At 70.9% G+C, this 16607-nt stretch carries 22 protein-coding genes; 6 read left to right on the plus strand and 16 right to left on the minus strand.

Annotated features, from left to right (window positions below):
- Positions 1-28: 28 nt before the first annotated feature.
- Complete coding sequence (locus G3I60_RS21690; RefSeq protein WP_138354146.1) at positions 29-580, minus strand: ABC transporter substrate-binding protein; 552 nt, start codon at positions 578-580, stop codon at positions 29-31.
- Between the two features lie 279 nt (positions 581-859).
- On the opposite strand from G3I60_RS21690, the gene dtd reads away from it, so the two are divergent.
- Positions 860-1285 carry a D-aminoacyl-tRNA deacylase gene (gene dtd / locus G3I60_RS21695; RefSeq protein WP_164607639.1) on the plus strand — a complete coding sequence of 142 codons (426 nt, stop codon included), beginning with the start codon at positions 860-862 and terminating at the stop codon, positions 1283-1285.
- A gap of 85 nt (positions 1286-1370) precedes the next feature.
- Here dtd and G3I60_RS21700 read toward each other — a convergent pair whose 3' ends face one another.
- The 7 genes from G3I60_RS21700 to G3I60_RS21730 all read right to left on the minus strand — a co-directional run bounded on the left by G3I60_RS21700 (position 1371) and on the right by G3I60_RS21730 (position 6955).
- Positions 1371-2339 (minus strand): folate-binding protein YgfZ, encoded by a 969-nt coding sequence (locus G3I60_RS21700; protein WP_138354145.1) that lies wholly within the window; start codon positions 2337-2339, stop codon positions 1371-1373.
- Between the two features lie 19 nt (positions 2340-2358).
- Positions 2359-2796: a Fur family transcriptional regulator gene (locus tag G3I60_RS21705; protein WP_138354059.1), complete on the minus strand. Its 438-nt coding sequence runs from the start codon at positions 2794-2796 to the stop codon at positions 2359-2361.
- Between the two features lie 66 nt (positions 2797-2862).
- A complete protein-coding gene (locus tag G3I60_RS21710; protein WP_138354058.1) occupies positions 2863-3426 on the minus strand; it encodes an FABP family protein in 564 nt (187 codons plus the stop codon).
- A 301-nt stretch (positions 3427-3727) separates the two neighbouring features.
- The gene (locus tag G3I60_RS21715) at positions 3728-4543 is read right to left on the minus strand and encodes a hypothetical protein (RefSeq protein WP_164295063.1); all 816 of its coding nucleotides are present in this window, start codon (positions 4541-4543) and stop codon (positions 3728-3730) included.
- Complete coding sequence (locus G3I60_RS21720; protein WP_164295064.1) at positions 4540-5367, minus strand: hypothetical protein; 828 nt, start codon at positions 5365-5367, stop codon at positions 4540-4542. Before G3I60_RS21720 ends, G3I60_RS21715 begins: the two co-directional genes overlap by 4 nt.
- A 17-nt stretch (positions 5368-5384) precedes the next feature.
- Positions 5385-6203 (minus strand): hypothetical protein, encoded by an 819-nt coding sequence (locus G3I60_RS21725; protein ID WP_164295065.1) that lies wholly within the window; start codon positions 6201-6203, stop codon positions 5385-5387.
- 53 nt (positions 6204-6256) lie between these two features.
- Entirely contained in the window at positions 6257-6955 is a 699-nt protein-coding gene (locus tag G3I60_RS21730) for a hypothetical protein (RefSeq protein WP_164295066.1), read from the minus strand.
- A gap of 210 nt (positions 6956-7165) precedes the next feature.
- On the opposite strand from G3I60_RS21730, the gene G3I60_RS21735 reads away from it, so the two are divergent.
- Positions 7166-7528 carry a DsrE family protein gene (locus tag G3I60_RS21735; protein WP_138354056.1) on the plus strand — a complete coding sequence of 121 codons (363 nt, stop codon included), beginning with the start codon at positions 7166-7168 and terminating at the stop codon, positions 7526-7528.
- 10 nt (positions 7529-7538) lie between these two features.
- Here G3I60_RS21735 and G3I60_RS21740 read toward each other — a convergent pair whose 3' ends face one another.
- The 8 genes from G3I60_RS21740 to G3I60_RS21770 form a co-directional block, all read right to left on the minus strand.
- Positions 7539-7859, minus strand: coding sequence for a DUF3099 domain-containing protein (locus tag G3I60_RS21740; protein ID WP_164295067.1), 321 nt, complete (start codon positions 7857-7859; stop codon positions 7539-7541).
- A gap of 162 nt (positions 7860-8021) precedes the next feature.
- Positions 8022-8312, minus strand: a complete 291-nt coding sequence (locus tag G3I60_RS21745) for a DUF1416 domain-containing protein (protein WP_138354054.1) — start codon at positions 8310-8312, stop codon at positions 8022-8024.
- 45 nt (positions 8313-8357) lie between these two features.
- On the minus strand, positions 8358-9197 hold the full coding sequence (locus G3I60_RS21750; RefSeq protein ID WP_138354053.1) for a sulfurtransferase: 840 nt from the start codon (positions 9195-9197) through the stop codon (positions 8358-8360).
- A 136-nt stretch (positions 9198-9333) separates the two neighbouring features.
- On the minus strand, positions 9334-9414 hold the full coding sequence (locus G3I60_RS47100; protein WP_358789501.1) for an Ms5788A family Cys-rich leader peptide: 81 nt from the start codon (positions 9412-9414) through the stop codon (positions 9334-9336).
- A gap of 160 nt (positions 9415-9574) precedes the next feature.
- A complete protein-coding gene (locus G3I60_RS21755) occupies positions 9575-10288 on the minus strand; it encodes a DUF2993 domain-containing protein (RefSeq protein ID WP_164295068.1) in 714 nt (237 codons plus the stop codon).
- Positions 10289-10433: 145 nt separating this feature from the next.
- The gene (locus tag G3I60_RS21760; RefSeq protein ID WP_164295069.1) at positions 10434-11708 is read right to left on the minus strand and encodes a hypothetical protein; all 1275 of its coding nucleotides are present in this window, start codon (positions 11706-11708) and stop codon (positions 10434-10436) included.
- Position 11709: 1 nt separating this feature from the next.
- Complete coding sequence (locus G3I60_RS21765; RefSeq protein WP_138354050.1) at positions 11710-12003, minus strand: MoaD/ThiS family protein; 294 nt, start codon at positions 12001-12003, stop codon at positions 11710-11712.
- 120 nt (positions 12004-12123) lie between these two features.
- Positions 12124-12918 (minus strand): alpha/beta fold hydrolase, encoded by a 795-nt coding sequence (locus tag G3I60_RS21770; RefSeq protein WP_343241252.1) that lies wholly within the window; start codon positions 12916-12918, stop codon positions 12124-12126.
- Between the two features lie 287 nt (positions 12919-13205).
- Between G3I60_RS21770 and G3I60_RS21775 the strand changes: the two genes are divergently transcribed.
- The 4 genes from G3I60_RS21775 (at position 13206) to G3I60_RS21790 (ending at position 16585) form a co-directional block, all read left to right on the plus strand.
- On the plus strand, positions 13206-13985 hold the full coding sequence (locus tag G3I60_RS21775) for a response regulator transcription factor (RefSeq protein WP_164295071.1): 780 nt from the start codon (positions 13206-13208) through the stop codon (positions 13983-13985).
- A gap of 32 nt (positions 13986-14017) precedes the next feature.
- Positions 14018-15040, plus strand: a complete 1023-nt coding sequence (locus tag G3I60_RS21780) for a LacI family DNA-binding transcriptional regulator (RefSeq protein ID WP_138354047.1) — start codon at positions 14018-14020, stop codon at positions 15038-15040.
- A 122-nt stretch (positions 15041-15162) separates the two neighbouring features.
- On the plus strand, positions 15163-16284 hold the full coding sequence (locus G3I60_RS21785; protein ID WP_164295072.1) for a S1C family serine protease: 1122 nt from the start codon (positions 15163-15165) through the stop codon (positions 16282-16284).
- Between the two features lie 43 nt (positions 16285-16327).
- On the plus strand, positions 16328-16585 hold the full coding sequence (locus tag G3I60_RS21790) for a hypothetical protein (protein WP_138354045.1): 258 nt from the start codon (positions 16328-16330) through the stop codon (positions 16583-16585).
- Positions 16586-16607 lie beyond the last annotated feature (22 nt).

Genomic DNA, 16607 nt, shown 5'->3' on the forward strand with positions numbered 1-16607 from the left:
CGCTGCGGTTGACCGGTCGTCATCGCCGTCAGCCCTCGGCGAGCAGGTCGTCCACGCTTGCTTCCCCGTCACGGTATCGGCGGGTGATCTCCGCGCTGCAGCCGTCGACCGTCCGCTGGAGGGTCTGCCGGCGCCGGGAGACCTGCTGCTCATGGCGGACGAGGCGCCCCATTCCCTCGTGCAGGTCCTGGTCCGTCCGGGCGTCGAGGTCCGACAGTTCGACCTCGGAGAGCATCTCCTCGGCCAGCCGCCGGACCCGCTCGGTGAGCGGCGTGCCCAGCGTCACGTGCCGGGCGGAGGAGCGGTGCAGGGACGGCGCGTCGGTCAGGATCTCCGGCAGCCGGTCCAGCAGCGGAGCGTCCGGCGCCGTGCGGCGCCCCAGCTCCGCCCGCAGGATGTCGATCCGGCCGTGCAGCAGCCGGCGCACATACGACAGATCCGCCTCCTCCTGCTGCGCGTCGCGTCGCAGGGTGCGCAGGGCGCCAAGGCCCAGCGCCCCCATCTCGGGCTCCGGGACGTCCGCGGCGAGCGGGCTGCGCGGACCCGGGGGCCGCGGCCCCAGTGCGTCGGCCTTCAGCATGTGATGGCCCTTCTCGATGGGCGCGGTCGGTGCGATCGGTGCGGTGGTACCGGATGTCTCTCCAGCGCCGGGTGTGGTCATGCCTGTCGTCCCCTCGTCGCGGCCGGAGCCGCCCAGGTTCCGATGGTCCCACTGCCTGCGGACACCCCGCAGCGACTCTGCACCCGAACGGCCCCGACGGCGGGCGTGCTTGGCGTCCAACCGGGCGTACGACCTGCGGTCGCGTGCGCCCCCTCACCCGTGCGAGTGGTGTTGGCACATGCACGGGACAATGCCCGTATGCGAGCGGTTGCCCAACGGGTCAGTGAAGCGAGTGTCGTGGTCGGCGGAGAGACGGTCGGGTCGATCACCGGGCCGGGATTGTGCGTTCTGGTGGGGGTGACGCACGAGGACACCCCGGAGAAGGCGGCGCAGCTGGCCCGCAAGTTGTGGAGCCTGCGCATCCTGCCGGACGAGAAGTCCTGCTCGGACATCGGCGGCCCGCTGCTCGTCATCAGCCAGTTCACGCTTTACGGTGACGCCCGTAAGGGGCGCCGCCCCACCTGGAACGCCGCCGCGCCCGGCGGCCTCGCCGAGCCGCTCGTCGACGAGGTGGTGAAGCAGCTGCGCGCGCTGGGCGCGGACGTGGAAACGGGCCGGTTCGGCGCGGACATGAAGGTCTCGCTGACGAACGACGGCCCGTTCACCCTGGTCATCGACATCTGATCGCCGCGGCGGTCATCGCGGCGGTCACCGCGGCGGTCATCGCGGCGGTCACCGCGGCGGTCATCGCGGCGGTCACCGCAGGGGACTACGGCGCTACGACGATCTCCTGCGACGCGACCGTCGTGTCGGCCAGCAGCGTCGCGTCCGCCGCCGTGTTGCGCTTCACCAGGGCCAGCGCGATCGGGCCCAGCTCCCAGTGCCGGGCGGAGGACGTGACGAAGCCGATCTGCCGGCTCTCCTCGCCCTCGGAGGCGATCCGGACCGGGGAGCCGTGCGGCGGGAGCTTCACCTCGCTGCCGTCCAGGTGCAGGAAGACCAGACGGCGCGGGGGCTTGCCCAGGTTGTGCACCCGGGCGACCGTCTCCTGGCCCCGGTAGCAGCCCTTCTGCAGGTGGACGGCGGTCTCCAGCCAGCCCAGCTCGTGCGGAATGGTGCGGTGATCGGTCTCCAGGCCCAGCCGCGGCCGGTGCGCCTCGATCCGCAGCGCCTCCAGCGACAGCGACCCGATCGGCCGGCCCGCGCCGGCCGCGAAGGACTCCAGCTCGGCGCGCGGCACGAAGACGTCCCGGCCGTACGAGGTCTCCCGGACGGCCCAGCCCTCCGGGACGGCCGTGATGGCGCCCGCGGGCAGATAGACGACCGCGTACTGCTCCGACGCGTCGGCCGCCTCGACCTTGTAGAAGAACTTCATGCTCTCCAGGTAGGCGAGCAGGGCGCCCTGCGTGCCGGGCTCCACGTGGATCCAGGTCGTCGTGCCGTCGTCCACGAGGTAGAGCGCGTGCTCGATGTGCCCGTGCGCGGTGAGGACCAGCGCCTCGGTGGCGTGGTGGGCGGGAAGCTGCTCGACGTGCTGGGTGATCAGCAGGTGCAGCCAGGCGAGACGGTCCTCGCCACTGACGGTGAGGACACCGCGGTGCGACAGGTCCACGAAGCCCGTCCCGTCGGCGAGCGCCCGCTGTTCGCGGAACAGGTCGCCGTAGTGCCCGGCGACACCCTCGTCCGGCCCCTCTGCGGGGACGGCACCGGGAAGCGACAGCAAAGGACTCTTCGACATGACGGTCATGGCGATAAGCCTACGACTCGGCGGCGGAAGCCTTCGCGGTGCAGGCGGCGCAGCGGCCGAAGATCGCGAAGTGCTTCATGTCCGTCTCGAAGCCGAACGCCTCGCGCAGTCCCTCGGTGAGCGGCGCGGCGAGCGTCACCTCGGCCTCGGTGACGGAGCCGCAGTCCCGGCACACCAGGTGCATGTGGTGGTGCCGGTCCGCGAGGTGGTACGTCGGGGCGCCGTGTCCGAGGTGGGCGTGACTGACCAGGCCCAGCTCCTCCAGCAGCTCCAGCGTCCGGTAGACGGTGGAGATGTTGATGCCGGAGGCGGTCTTACGCACCTCGGTGAGCAGCTCGTCCGGAGTCGCGTGCTCCAGAGCGTCCACGGCCTCCAGGACAAGCTGCCGCTGCGGGGTCAGCCGGTAGCCGCGCTGCCGCAGATCGCTCTTCCAGTCGGTGGTCACCACAGCCCCCAGTGTAGGGCTGTGGATCCCGGCTGCCGCGAGGGCCGAAGCGGGGCTTCGGCGGGGGTCCTACTTGAAGAAGGCGATCCCGTCGTCGGGGAGGTCCTTGAGGTCCTTCGCCCACTCCCGCGGGTCGACGACCTTCTTCAGGTGCGCGGACATGTACGGGCGCAGCGTCACGGCCGGGGTGGCCTTCTCGCCGACCCACATCAGGTCGCTGTTGACGTAGCCGTAGAGCCGCTTGCCGCCGGAGTACTCCGGGGCCTCGGGCAGCCGCGCGACAGCGTCCGTGACGATGTCGATCTGCGGCTTCTGGTCGGCCAGCTCGCCGGTCCAGATCTCGATGACGCCCTCGTCACGGGTGACGGTGACATCGACCTTGCGGTCCTTGTCGATCCGCCAGAAGCCGCTCTCGCTCTCCAGCGGGCGCAGCTTCTTGCCCTCGGCGTCCAGCACCCAGGTGTGGGAGGTGTACTCCAGGAAGGAGCGGCCGTCGTGGCTGAACGTCACCTCCTGCCCGAAGTTGCACTTCTCGGCCCCGGGGAAGTCGTACACGCCCGCGCCCTCCCACCTGCCGAGGAGGAAGACGAGCGGGACGAGGTCCGGGTGAAGGTCGGACGGGATCTCGATCATGGTGTGGTGCCCTGTTCCGTTGTCCGTGCGGCCGAGGTCAGCGCTGGCCCTGGTACAGCTTCGCCACCGCGAAGACGGAGAACGCGGCGACGCCGAGGCAGACCAGGACGAGCAAGGCGTCGAAGATGTACTCAATACGCACGAGTGTGCTCCTCGGGCAGGCAAGCGGTAATGGACCGGGGACGAGTCTAGTCGGCGGCCACGGGGACGGCGCTGTGAGGTGCGTCCCCGTGGCCGTGGCGGGCCGGGACGGGCCCGGATGGCCGCTCCGTGGGCCGGTACGGGAGCGGCTTCAGCCGCTTCAGCCGAGGAGCTGGGCCTGGAGCGTGATCGTCTGCCGGAACGGCACCACGGGCACCGTGCCCTTGTGGGACAGGACGACGAGGCCGATGGTGTCGCCCGCGGAGATGTACGCGTAGCGCACCTGGAGCCCTTCCGACGGCCCCTTCCCCTCGAACGCGTACAGCTCCGGTCCACCGTCACGTTCGACCAGCGCGGAATCCAGGTCGGTCCGCATGTTGGGCGCCAGCGCCATGTGGCTGGTGTCCACCTCCAGGCGGTAGCACTCGGCGTACGGCGCACTGGAGAACTGGAGCAGGTAGATCTCGGCGCGCGTGCCGTCCGGCGTGGTCCAGGCGCGGGCCCCGATGTGGCGCAGTCCCTCCTGGGTGAGGAATCGGCCCTGCGGCACCTGATCGTCCTTGTCGAACGCCTTCAGATACGTGGCGGTGGGCAGCCAACCCTTCGCGCCCGGGAACGCCGGATCGGGCTTGGCCCCCTCCGGGGCGGGCAGCAGGAGCGACCGCAGGTCCGCGTAATGGCGGCCACCGGGGTTGAGCGTGTCGCTCAGGGCGACCGGCCTGCCCGCCGGCAGCTTCGGCAGCGCGAGCGGCTGGTACGTCCAGCGGCCGTCGTCAGGCGTCTCCAGTCCCGGGATCCTGGTGCGCTCGGGCTGGGCGACTCCGTACGCGACGCCGCCACCGAGCGCTCCGAAGACCAGCAGCGCCGACGTCCAGCGCAGCACCGCACGGAGCACACGGCGCGGCTTCTTCGGTTCGACGGGCGGCACGGGGGCGGCCCACGGGTCCGGCTGCGGCGCGATCGACTGGTCGGTCATGCCGACACCCCCGGGTCCTGGATGCGGTCGAGCTGCTCCTTGAGCAGATCCGCCGCTTCGGTCTTGTGCAGCGGAACGGTGCCGGTCACGGTCATCGTCACCAGCAGATCGCCCTCGGTGGCCTGGCAGACCATCGCATCGAGCTTCTCGCCGGGTTCGGTCGGCGGCAGCACACAGCGCGCCTTGTCGTGACCCGTGATCCTCGGGCCGTTGCGGAACACCCCGATGGCCTTGGTGAACTCGTTGAAGAACTCGTTGTGCTCGGCCGCCGCCTGCTTGTTCGTCACCTGGACGATCTGGATCTCGATGACGTAGTCACCGCCCTCGGCGCTGTACGTCCGCATTCCCGCACCCTGGAGGTGCAGGTCGTCGATGGACTTCTCGACCGCGCCGCGGTTCTTCTTGGACATCTCGCGGACGCTGGACTTCATCATCGCCACGGCCTGCTTGCCGTCCAGTTCGACGTCGTTGCCGAACTCGCGGACGTCCGGGCCCGGTTCGTAGGTCTCGGGCACGGGGAGCAGCAGCTTGCCGAGCCGGCCGTAGTGGCCGCCGCCGGACTTCGCGCCGAACTCACCGGTCCTGGCCGGGGCCGGGGCCTTCCAGGGAGCGGCAGCGGTCTTGTGGTCCGCCGCGTCGTCGTGCCGGAGAACCGCGTAGCCGATACCGCCACCGGCCGCCACCGCGATGAGGGCGGCCGCGATACCGAGCGCCAGAGCGCGGCGCTTCCTGGGCGCCGGGCCGGCCTCGGTCTCGGACGCGGGGTCCGCGACCAGCGTTTCCTCGGCGTGCGGCCCGGGTTCCGCTTCCTGCGGAGGGACCATGGACTTCTCCTCGTCGTTCACAGTCGCTCCAACTGCCGCTTGGAAACGTCCAGGACGGTCGCGGTGCTGATCGGATCCGACGAATGGATCCAGACCTGCATGAAGATGTCGCCGCGCCGGGCGAGGCCCCGCGCTCTGTACCGCGGCTCGTAACCCTCCTTCGTCACCGGCTTGGAGAAGACCCAGACCCGGCCGTCGACGTCGCCGGGGATCGCCGTGCCCTCGTTGCCCGCGTACTTGTCCTCCTTCATGTATCCCTGCTGGCCCTGCAGCAGCTCGACGGCGAACGTCGTTCTCTCGTCGCGGAACTGGACCAGCTGGATCTCGAAGGAGGTGTGGTGGTCACCACCCCACGCCGTGACCGCGGCCCGCCGGAAAGCATGGGTGCTCAGATCACGGAACATGCGGCTCGGATCGTCGAAACGGTCCGCGTAGTCCGCGAGCAGCAGCCATCGATCGTCGGATACCGGGAATCCCGGGTCCACCGCACCCTTCGGCCGCTCCAGGAGCAGCTTCCGCAGGTCACCGTCCGTCTTCACCAGGTGGTCCTCGGCAGCCGTGAGCGGCGCGGCCGGGGCCGCGGCGCCTGCCGGCTGGACGAGTTTGGGCTGGGCGAGCGGCGGGAGCGGGGTCTCCGGGCGGTCCTGCTGGATCTTGTAGCCGGTGCCTGCGCCCGCGAGGACGCCGAGGACGGCCGCGACGGCGATCAGCAGCGTGGTGCGGCCACGGCGACGCGGCTTGCGCTCCGGCTGTGGCTCGGACTGCGGCTCGGGCTCGGCCTCCGCGTGCGGTTCGGGCGGTGGCTCAGGCGCGGGCGCAGGGGTGTCCTCGGACATGGGGATCTCCACATGGGTGGTGCGAGAAAGGGAAGAAAGGAAGAAGGACGGGCTCAGCGGCCGGTCTTGAGGCGCTGGTACTCCGCGTCCAGCAGGTTCTGGAGCAGCTTCGGGTCCGCGGTCTTGCCGCCGGTCACGGTGATGGTGATGTGCACATCGCCCTGGTACGAGATGGCCAGCAGGGAGTCCGTGCTCTCCTCGGAGCCGGACTTCAGGTGGTAGGCGCGAGCCGGGTAGCCGCCGGTCAGGGTGAGCTTGTCGCCCTCGTAGGAGTGGGCTTCGTAGTACGCGGCGGCCGAAGCGGCGTCCGCGAAGCGGCTGAGCTTGACGGTCACCTCGGCGCCGCCGCCCGCGGTCAGGTACGTGCGGTAGGCGCCGGACCTGAAGCCGTAGCGGTCCAGCGCGCTCTTCATGGCGGCTTCGTCCTTCGTACCGCTCGCGAGGTCGGCCGCGGAGAGCGAGCTGCCCGCCTCGTCGCCGTAGACCTCGGCGTCCTTCGGCGGCGCCAGCAGGAAGAAGCGCAGGTCACCGGTGTGCGTGCCCTGGCTGACCTGGCCCTTGACGGTGGACGTGCCGGAGGGGAGGGGCGTGGCCGACGCGGACGGATCGACGCTCGGGGAGCCCGTCACCGAAACGGTGGGCGCCGGGGACGACGGAGCGGCCTCGTCGGCATGGCCGGACGAGGAGCCCAGCGCCACCACGACTCCGGCGGTCACGCCGGCCAGCGCGAGCATTCCGATCCCGGCGGACACCGCGATGACAGCGCCTCGACGGCGTACAGGTTCCACAGGAAGCCCCCCCGGGCACAAACTCAGCACTCGCACTCGCACTCGCACGCGTGTCGCAGTGTGAGTGGAATCGCATTATGTCCAGCCGACACGTCGGCCCCCCAATCCTTTTGCCGTGACATGGGACACAGGTGGGGCCAACGGTGCTGGTGGGAGAGCCGCTAGCCTGAGCCCATGGCGAAGAAGCTCGTGATCAAGGTGACAGCGGGCGCGGACGCGCCCGAGCGCTGCTCGCAGGCGTTCACGGTGGCGGCGGTCGCGGTGGCCAGCGGCGTGGAGGTCTCGCTGTGGCTCACCGGTGAGTCCGCGTGGTTCGCGCTCCCGGGCCGCGCCGCGGAGTTCGAACTCCCGCACGCCGCACCACTGCCGGACCTGATCGACGGGATCCTCGCCGGCGGCGGCATCACGCTGTGCACGCAGTGCGCGGCCCGCCGGGACATCGGGGAGAAGGACGTCATCGAGGGCGTACGGATCGCGGGTGCGCAGGTCTTCGTGCAGGAAGTCATGGCCGACGGCGTCCAGGCCCTCGTCTACTAGGCCGGATCGTCTACCGGGCCCTGTCGTCGAAGTCCCCGTCGTCCGGTCGCTTTCCGGCCGCCTTCGCCCGCGCCGCCTCCTCGTCCCGGATCCAGGAGTCGTCCGCCGGTTCGTCCTCCAGCCAGCTGTCGGCGGGGTCGTCCCAGAAGTCGCCGGGCTCGCGGCGGTTCCCGACGATGGCGGCGAACGGCGGGATCACCATCGCGACCACGCACATCGCGACGGCGGCCGGCACCGACCACAGGCGCACCACGGCCCACGCCAGGACGAACAGCAGGATGCAGCTGCCCATCATGGCGAAATACCAGTGGCGACGCCGGCGCGCGTACATAGCTCCACGGTACGTCCGAGCAGCGCAAACAGGCAGCACGAAGGGCCGCACCCCATAAAGTTCCAACCCAGGGGTGCGGCCCTTCGGCCGTTCAGTGCTTGAGTCACCGCCGTCGAGGAACGGCTCGACGGCGGTGACTCAGTGCTTCAGTGACTCAGCGCCTCAGACCGCGATGGCCACATCGGCCGCCGCGCCCTGCTGGGCCACGACCGTACGGTCCACCGTGGCGCCCGGGACGAGCGCGCGCAGCGTCCAGGTGCCGGGGGCGGCGAAGAAGCGGAACTGTCCGGTCGCCGAGGTCGGGACCTCCGCGGTGAACTCGCCGCCGCCGTCGAGCAGCCGGACGTAGCCGCTGATCGGCTCGCCGTCACGGGTTACCGAACCCTGAATGATCGTCTCGCTCGCCACGTCAACTCCTGCCAAGTCCGGGCCGCCGGCCTTTGCTCCACACATGTCTGATCCTTTGAGGGGTGGTCTTGAACGGGTCTGGAACCGGACTCAGGCGTTGGCGCCGAGCTCGATCGGGACGCCGACGAGGGAGCCGTACTCGGTCCACGAGCCGTCGTAGTTCTTGACGTTCGGCTGGTCGAGCAGCTCGTGCAGCACGAACCAGGTGAGCGCGGAGCGCTCACCGATGCGGCAGTACGCGATGGTGTCCTTCGCCAGGTCGACGTTCTCGTCCTGGTAGAGCTTGGTCAGCTCTTCGTCGGACTTGAACGTGCCGTCGTCGTTGGCGTTCTTCGACCACGGGATGTTGCGGGCGCTCGGGATGTGGCCCGGGCGCTGCGACTGCTCCTGCGGGAGGTGGGCCGGGGCGAGCAGCTTGCCCGAGAACTCGTCGGGCGAGCGGACGTCGACCAGGTTCAGCGTGTTGATCGCGGCGACGGCGTCGTCACGGTACGCGCGGATCGAGGTGTCCTGCTCCTTGGCCTTGTAGGTGGTCGCGGCCCGCTCGGGGACCTCGACGACCAGGTCGCGGGAGTCGAGCTCCCACTTCTTGCGGCCGCCGTCGAGCAGCTTGACGCTGTCGTGGCCGTAGAGCTTGAAGTACCAGTACGCGTACGAGGCGAACCAGTTGTTGTTGCCGCCGTAGAGGACCACGGTGTCGTCGTTGCCGATGCCCTTGGCCGACAGCAGGGCCTCGAAGCCGGCCTGGTCGACGAAGTCGCGGCGGACCGGGTCCTGCAGGTCGGACTTCCAGTCGATGCGCACGGCGTTACGGATGTGGTTCTTCTCGTAGGCCGAGGTGTCCTCGTCTACCTCGACGATCACCACCTTGGGGTCGTCGATGTGGCTCTGGACCCAATCGGCGTCCACGAGGACGTCACTGCGGCTCATTTTGTTCTCCTCCGGGGCAGTACGGATGCGCCAGAACGGGGGCGCGACATTGCGCAGAATGTGAGAGAAACGCCGGGGAGGCAGGCGCACACGAACGGCCGTCGGGCCTGGTCCGGTACGTAGAAGGCTGCCGCCCCTAGGGCATGCGACAGAGACTGGCGGCGACGCGGCACAGGTCGACTGCCCGCCGCTTCGTAAGATCCGCCTGTCGCTTCATGACCCCGATCGTAGGGAAACCTCCCCGAAAGTGTCACCAGCGTGTCATATACCGAGACAAGATTGTCCGGATATTGGGACGTGGGAAGGGTCGGCCCTTACGCGGCGGGCCCGGGAGCGGTTCTCCCGCCGATTCCGACTGAGGTGCGGACGCCGCCGTCTCAGCCCGCGAGAACGACGTTCGTCCCGGACGCGGCCACCGATATGCCGCTCGGGGTCGTCACGACCGACTGGACCTTGATGCCCGTGGGCAGTCCCACCAGGCTCCGGGTGAAGTCGATCTTCTCGCGGATCAGCTTGTCGAGGCCGGGGATGGAGCCGACACCAGGGATCACATCGGCGTGCAGTCGCACCGTGTCGCCGTGCTCGACGCTGATCACGCTGGTGACGCTGCGCTTGACCGTCCCGAGCACCGGCACCCCGGAGACGCTGCCGGTCACCTTCACCCGGCCCTTGCCGTCCTTGCTCTCGCCCCCGTACGCCACCGTCACTCCGGGAGGCGCGGCGGCCGACAGGTCCGCGTAGGTGATGAACGCCGAGCCGTCCGCCGTGTCGGCGACCGCCCGCTGGTAGTCGCCGGAGAGGTTCACGCCGCGCAGGTCGGCGGTGAAGCTGTCGATCCGCAGCCGCTCGGCGCCGGTGCCCGCCTGGATGTCGTGCGCGGTGATCTTGACGTCATCGAGCTTGTCCGAGGCGACCTGCGTGAGGAACGGGAAACCCTTGATCGAGATGTCGGGCTTCGAGCTCAGGCCCTGGGTCAGCTGGGCGCGCTCGGCCGCCTTGTCCTGGGCCACCGAGACGGCGATGCGGTCGGCCGCGACGAACAGCCCGCCGAGAACGACGAGGACGATCAGCAGTATTCGTGCGGCTCGCATGGCGCTCCCCGGGTTCAGGCGTGATCGACCGACCCTAACCCGCCTTCCCCCGGCACCCGGGTGGACCGCTGTCGTTTGTCGTGAGGTTGTGACAGCGGCCCACTCGGGGCAACGGGGTTCCGGCGCCGGGGCGTTCGGCCTTCCGTCAGCCGGTGAGGACCCGGCCCAGTACGTACACGACCGGAGCCGCGGCCGTCAGGGGGAGTGCGACGCCCGCGGTGAAGTGGACGAAGCGCGACGGGAAGTCGTAGCTGGCGACCCGCAGCCCGATGACGGCGCAGGCACCGGCGGCCAGGCCCAGCAGCGCGCCCTGAGTGCCGAGGTCGGTCAGCCGGCCGGTGACGATGCCGCTGCCCGCGGCGGCGAGCACGGCCACCACGACGGAGGCGGCGCCGGGCAGCGGCAGAGCACGGGCGAGCGTCGCGACGGCGACCGCCACCGCGCCGACCACCACCGGATCGCTGCCGCCGGGTGTCCAGGCGACCGCGAGGAAGCCGGTGGCCAGGACGGTCATCAGCGTCGACGCCGAAGTGGCCGTCAGCGAGGACAGCCGCTCGTCCGTCGTCCCCCGGTGGCGCATCTGCAGCACGAGGACCAGCAGCAGCCAGGTCCCCAGCGTGCCGACGACCACGGCCGGCACGTTGTCGCCGTCCGTCGCGAGCAGCGCGACGTCCGCCGTGACGCCCGCCAGGAAGGCCAGCACGATGCCCTGCCGGGCCGGCCACATGCCGTTCAGCCGGAACCAGCCGGCGGCGGTGACGGCCTGCAGAACCGCCACCACGAGCGCGAGCCCCGGACGGCCGACGACGGCCCCGCCCGCGATCAGCAGGGCGAGAACGGCGGTCAGCGCGGCCGGCTGCATCCCGGGCGCGATGATCGGCGAACCGGTGCGCTGCCCGGCGGCGGGCGCCGCGGCCCGGCCACGGGCGGCACGCCTGCCACCGGCCCGCGGCTCCGCGGACGCCGGTTCCGGGACGGTCTGCGCGGGCTGGGACGGGAAGTCGTCGATGGCCGGCAGTACGGCGGTGTGGTCGCCCTCCGCCGCCGGGTCGTAGGGCGGGTACTGCCCGTACTGGTCGTACTGAGCCTGCGGGGCGCTGTTCTGGTCGTGCTGCTGGTCGCCGTACGGCTGCTGCGCGGGAGCGTCGTAGCCGGGCGTCGCGTAACCGTCGCCGTACTGCTGCCCCTGCTGCTGGCTCTGCGGTTGGCTCTGCTGCTGGCCCTGCGGCTGGCCCTGCGGCTGGCTCTGCCGGCCGTACTGATCGCCGGGGGCCTGGTTCTGCCACACCGGCTCGGCGGGCGGCATCGGCCCGGGGTGCGCCTGCGGCTGCCCGGCCGCGTACGGGTCGTACGGCTCGTACGCGTTCGGGTTCTGCTGATGGTTCTGCTGCGGGTTCTGGTCCCAGTCGGAGGAGGTCATGTCACCCACCCGCGAACGGCGGAAGGACCTCGACGGTGCCGCCGTCGGCCAGGGCCACACCCGCGTGGTCCCGCGTGCCGACGGGGTTGCCGTCGACCAGGAACGAGCACCTCAGGAGCACGCGCGCGAACTCCGGCTGCCGCGCGTGCCGTTCGCGCGCGGCGGTGAGCGCCTCGGCCAGCGTGGCGGCGCGGTACGGCTCCTCGGCCGTGCCGGCCGCTGCCTTGGCCGCGGCCCAGTAGCGGATCGTGCCGGCGCCTGGGGCGGGCGTCACCGGAATGTCGCTTGCCGCCATAGCGGCTCCTTGTCGTTGTCTTTGCGGTCTCACGGGTTCCCTGCGGCTCCTGCGAGGTACAGCCGCCGTCCATGATGACACCCGTCCGGGGGCCGGGATGTGAGCCCCGGCGCGAGCCGGTCAGACCGTGCCGAGCCAGGCCCCGACCCGGCGCAGCAGAGCGTCGTCGGCCGCGTTCTCCGCGTGGCCGAACCCGGGCTCGATCCACAGCTCGGCCGCGTCCCCTGCGGCGCCCGCCAGCGACCTGGGGTGGTCGAGCGGGAAGTACGCGTCCTGGTCGCCGTGCACGATCAGCAGCGGCGTCGGGGCGATCAGCGCCGCGGACTCGATCGGCGAGAGCGGGACCGGGTCCCACTCGCGCGGGTGGATCCGGGTCCCGAGTCCGAGGCGTGAGACGAGCCGGCCCGCGGGCCGGGTGACCACCCAGTGCAGCCGCCGCATCGGCGCCGTCCCCCGGTAGTACCAGCGGGCCGGTGCGCTCACCGAGACGACCGCGTCCGGGACGCCGCCCAGCCGTCCGGCGGCCGGTGCCTCCGTGCGCCCCGCGAGCGCCTCCGGGGACCGCGCCGCGTGCCGGAGCACGACGGAGCCGCCCATCGAGAAGCCGACCGTGACCACCCGCCGGTACCCCAGGCGTCGCGCCCACCCCACGGCCGCGTCGAGGTCGAGCACCTCCAGATCGCCGACGGTGGACCGGCCGCCGGAGCCACCGTGGCCCCGGAAGGAGAAGGTGATCACGCCCGCGAACTCGGCGAACACCTCCGCCGCCCGGCGGATCGCGGGCCGCTCCAGCGCCCCCGTGAAACCGTGCGCCACCACGATCGCGCAGCCCTCGTACGCCGGGTTCCCCGCGTCGGAAGTTCCGCCGTCCGACGGCCGGTGTTCGGCCTCGATTCGTACGCCGTCCTCCGTCAACAGAACCGCACGCCGACCACCCGAAGTGATCGATGAAACACACAAAGGCCCGTTCAGGGACTCACCGAGGCTCTCCATGTGGGCTATTCTCCTGGGGAAGAGGATCCGGGCAGCGTCGCCCCCGGGTCCTTTCGTGCTTTCTGAACCAGGTTTTCCGACCACATGTTGAGACACCGCTTTCTGAAACACCGCTTCACCAGGTACGTCCTCGCAGGGACCGAGGAGGGTTCGCAAATGGGCAAGCAAAGTGTGCAGCAGCAGTACCGGACGACCGATGGGAGCGACAAGTGAGCTCTCTCCTGCTCCTGACGAACGCGCTCCAGCCGTCCACCGAAGTACTTCCCGCGCTCGGACTGCTGCTCCACAGCGTCCGCGTGGCACCGGCCGAAGGACCGGCCCTGGTGGACACCCCCGGCGCCGACGTCATTCTGATCGACGGCCGCCGTGACCTGCCCCAGGTCCGCTCGCTGTGCCAGCTGCTCCGCTCCACCGGCCCCGGCTGTCCGCTGGTCCTGGTCGTCACCGAGGGCGGCCTCGCCGCCGTCACCGCCGACTGGGGCATCGACGACGTCCTGCTCGACACCGCGGGTCCCGCCGAGGTCGAGGCGCGGCTGCGGCTCGCGATGGGCCGCCAGCAGATCGGCGTCGACGACAGCCCGATGGAGATCCGCAACGGCGACCTGTCGGTCGACGAGGCGACGTACAGCGCGAAGCTCAAGGGCCGGGTGCTGGATCTGACCTTCAAGGAATTCGAGCTGATCAAATACCTCGCGCAGCACCCGGGCCGGGTCTTCACCCGCGCGCAGCTGCTGCAGGAGGTCTGGGGATACGACTACTTCGGCGGCACCCGGACGGTGGATGTCCACGTACGGCGACTGCGCGCGAAGCTCGGCCCTGAGCACGAGTCCCTGATCGGTACCGTCCGGAACGTCGGCTACCGCTTCGTCACCCCGGAAAAGGTCGAGCGGGCCGCCGAGGAAGCCGCGAAGGTGCAGGCCCAGGCCCAGGCGCAAGCCGAGGCCCAGGCTCAGGCCCGAGCGCGGGCGAGCGCCGACAGATCCGCGTAACGGACGGGGTGGACCCGCGTAGACTGCGGCCCGTGGCAAAGGTGACGCGTGACGATGTGGCCAGGCTGGCGGGTACGTCCACCGCCGTCGTCAGCTATGTCATCAACAACGGACCCCGGCCGGTCGCCCCGGCCACCCGCGAGCGGGTGCAGGCGGCCATCGCGCAGCTCGGTTATCGCCCGGACCGTGTGGCCCAGGCGATGGCCAGCCGCCGCACGGACCTCATAGGCCTGATCGTCCCCGATGCCCGTCAGCCGTTCTTCGGCGAGATGGCGCACGCGGTCGAGCAGGCGGCGTCCGACCGCGGAAAAATGGTCCTCGTCGGCAACTCCGACTATCTGGACGACCGCGAGATCCACTACCTCCGCGCGTTCCTCGGCATGCGGGTCTCCGGGCTGATCCTGATCAGCCAGGGCCCGAGCGCGAACGCCGCCGCCGAGATAGAGGCGTGGGACGCCCGGATCGTCCTGTTGCACGAGCGGCCGGAGGCGATCGACGAGTACGCGGTCGTCACGGACGACATCGGCGGAGCGCAGCTCGCCACCCGCCACCTGCTGGAGCACGGCCACGAGTACGTGGCGTGCCTGGGCGGCACCGAGAAGACCCCGGTCCTGGGTGACCCAGTCACCGACCACGTCGAAGGCTGGCGGCGGGCCATGCGGGAGTCCGGCCGTTCCATCGAGGGCCGGCTCTTCCAGGCCCCCTACAACCGCTACGACGCCTACCAGGTCGCCCTCGGCCTGCTCGCGGGCCCGGACCGGCCGCCCGCCATCTTCTGCGCCACCGACGACCAGGCGATCGGCGTGCTGCGCGCTGCCCGCGAGCTGCGGATCGACGTACCGGGCGGGCTGGCCGTCGCCGGCTTCGACGACGTGAAGGAAGCCGCCCTCACCGACCCGCCGCTCACCACGGTCGCCTCGGACCGTGAGGCGATGGCCCGCGCCGCGGTGGACCTCGTCCTGGACGACTCGCTGCGCGTCAACGGCACCCGTCGCGACCGGCTGCGGCAGTTCCCGTCCCGGCTCGTCGTACGGGCCTCCTGCGGCTGCCAGTAAGGCCCCGCTAAAGGCCCGCCCCCCTTGGGGCCACTGACCTTTATATCGGGCATACCTACTTCTGTCGGGCTTCTCAGCGGACGCTCAGGAAGCTCTCATGTTGCCGCCGCAAAGTCAGTGACATGACCGATCACACGCAGCGCAGCAACAGCGACTACGACCCGAACGCGGCCTATCCGCCCCCGCCGGCGTACGAGCCGGAGCAGCCCGTGACGACCCCCTCCGGGGTCACCGTGTGGCCCAGCGGACCGCACACCACCCACCAGGCGCCCCCGGCGGGCAGCGGTTCCGACGGCATGTACCCGCCGCCGCCCCCCGGTGCACAGCCCTCGCCCGGTCCCTCCCCCGTCCCCACCTCCCGGCGCAAGGTCCGCAAGCCGATCGCCCTGTTCGCCGCCGTGGCGATCGCTTCGGGCGTCGTCGGCGGCGGAACGGTGGCGCTGATCGGCAACACCACCTCGCACCCCACCGTCAGCACCGCGGCAGCCGCCGTCAACGCCAGCTCCAGCAAGACCGGCGTGGCCGGCGTCGCCGCCGCGGTCAGCCCGAGCATCGTCGAGATCGGCGCGACCTCGAACGCCGGCCGGTCCACCGGCGCCGGCGTGATCATCACCAGCAACGGCGAGATCATCACCAACAACCACGTCATCGCCGGCGCCACCAGCATCAAGGTCACCTACAGCGACGGCAGGACGGCCACCGCCAAGGTCGTCGGCACCGACGCCAAGAAGGACCTCGCCCTCATCAAGGTCGACAACGCCAGCGGCCTCACCGCCGCCAAGCTCGGCAACTCCGACGGCATCGCCGTCGGCGACCAGGTCGTGGCCATCGGTTCGCCCGAGGGCCTGACCGGCACCGTCACCAGCGGCATCGTCTCCGCGCTCAACCGCGACGTGACCGTCTCCACCGACGAGAGCCAGGGCCGGGGCCAGGGCCAGGGCGGCAGCGGCGGCTCCGACCAGTGGCCGTTCAGCTTCGGCGGCAACCAGTACAACGGCGACACCGGCAACTCCACGACCACCTACAAGGCCATCCAGACCGACGCGTCCCTCAACCCCGGCAACTCCGGCGGCGCGCTGATCAACATGAACGGCGAGATCATCGGCATCAACTCCGCGATGTACTCGGCCGCTTCGTCCGGCTCCTCGGGCAGCAGCGCCGGCAGTGTCGGCCTCGGCTTCTCCATCCCGATCAACACCGTGAAGGCCGACCTCGACTCACTGCGCAGCGGCGGCACCAACTGACCTGCGGTCCGCACCCGAGCTCCACCTCAGGGGAGGCAGTCCCATGACCACCAACGCCATCACCGTCAACGTCAACCGTGCCCGGCACGCCCTCGCCGCCGCCGTCTCCTGGGGAGCGGGCGGCCCCGCACCCGACGCCGCCGTCCGCACCGGGCCCGCCGACCTCGACCTGCTGCACGGAATGCCGGTCACACCGGCCGCCGCAGCCGCCCCGCAGCCGCCCCGCGCCGCCGAAGTCGCCACCCCGGCACCCGTCCGACGCGGCTCCGCACGCCACCGCCCCGCCGCCGTGCGAGGCTGAGAACCGTCCCCACCCCCCTTCA

Source organism: Streptomyces sp. SID13666 (assembly GCF_010548325.1).
GTDB classification, from domain to species: Bacteria; Actinomycetota; Actinomycetes; order Streptomycetales; family Streptomycetaceae; genus Actinacidiphila; species Actinacidiphila fildesensis.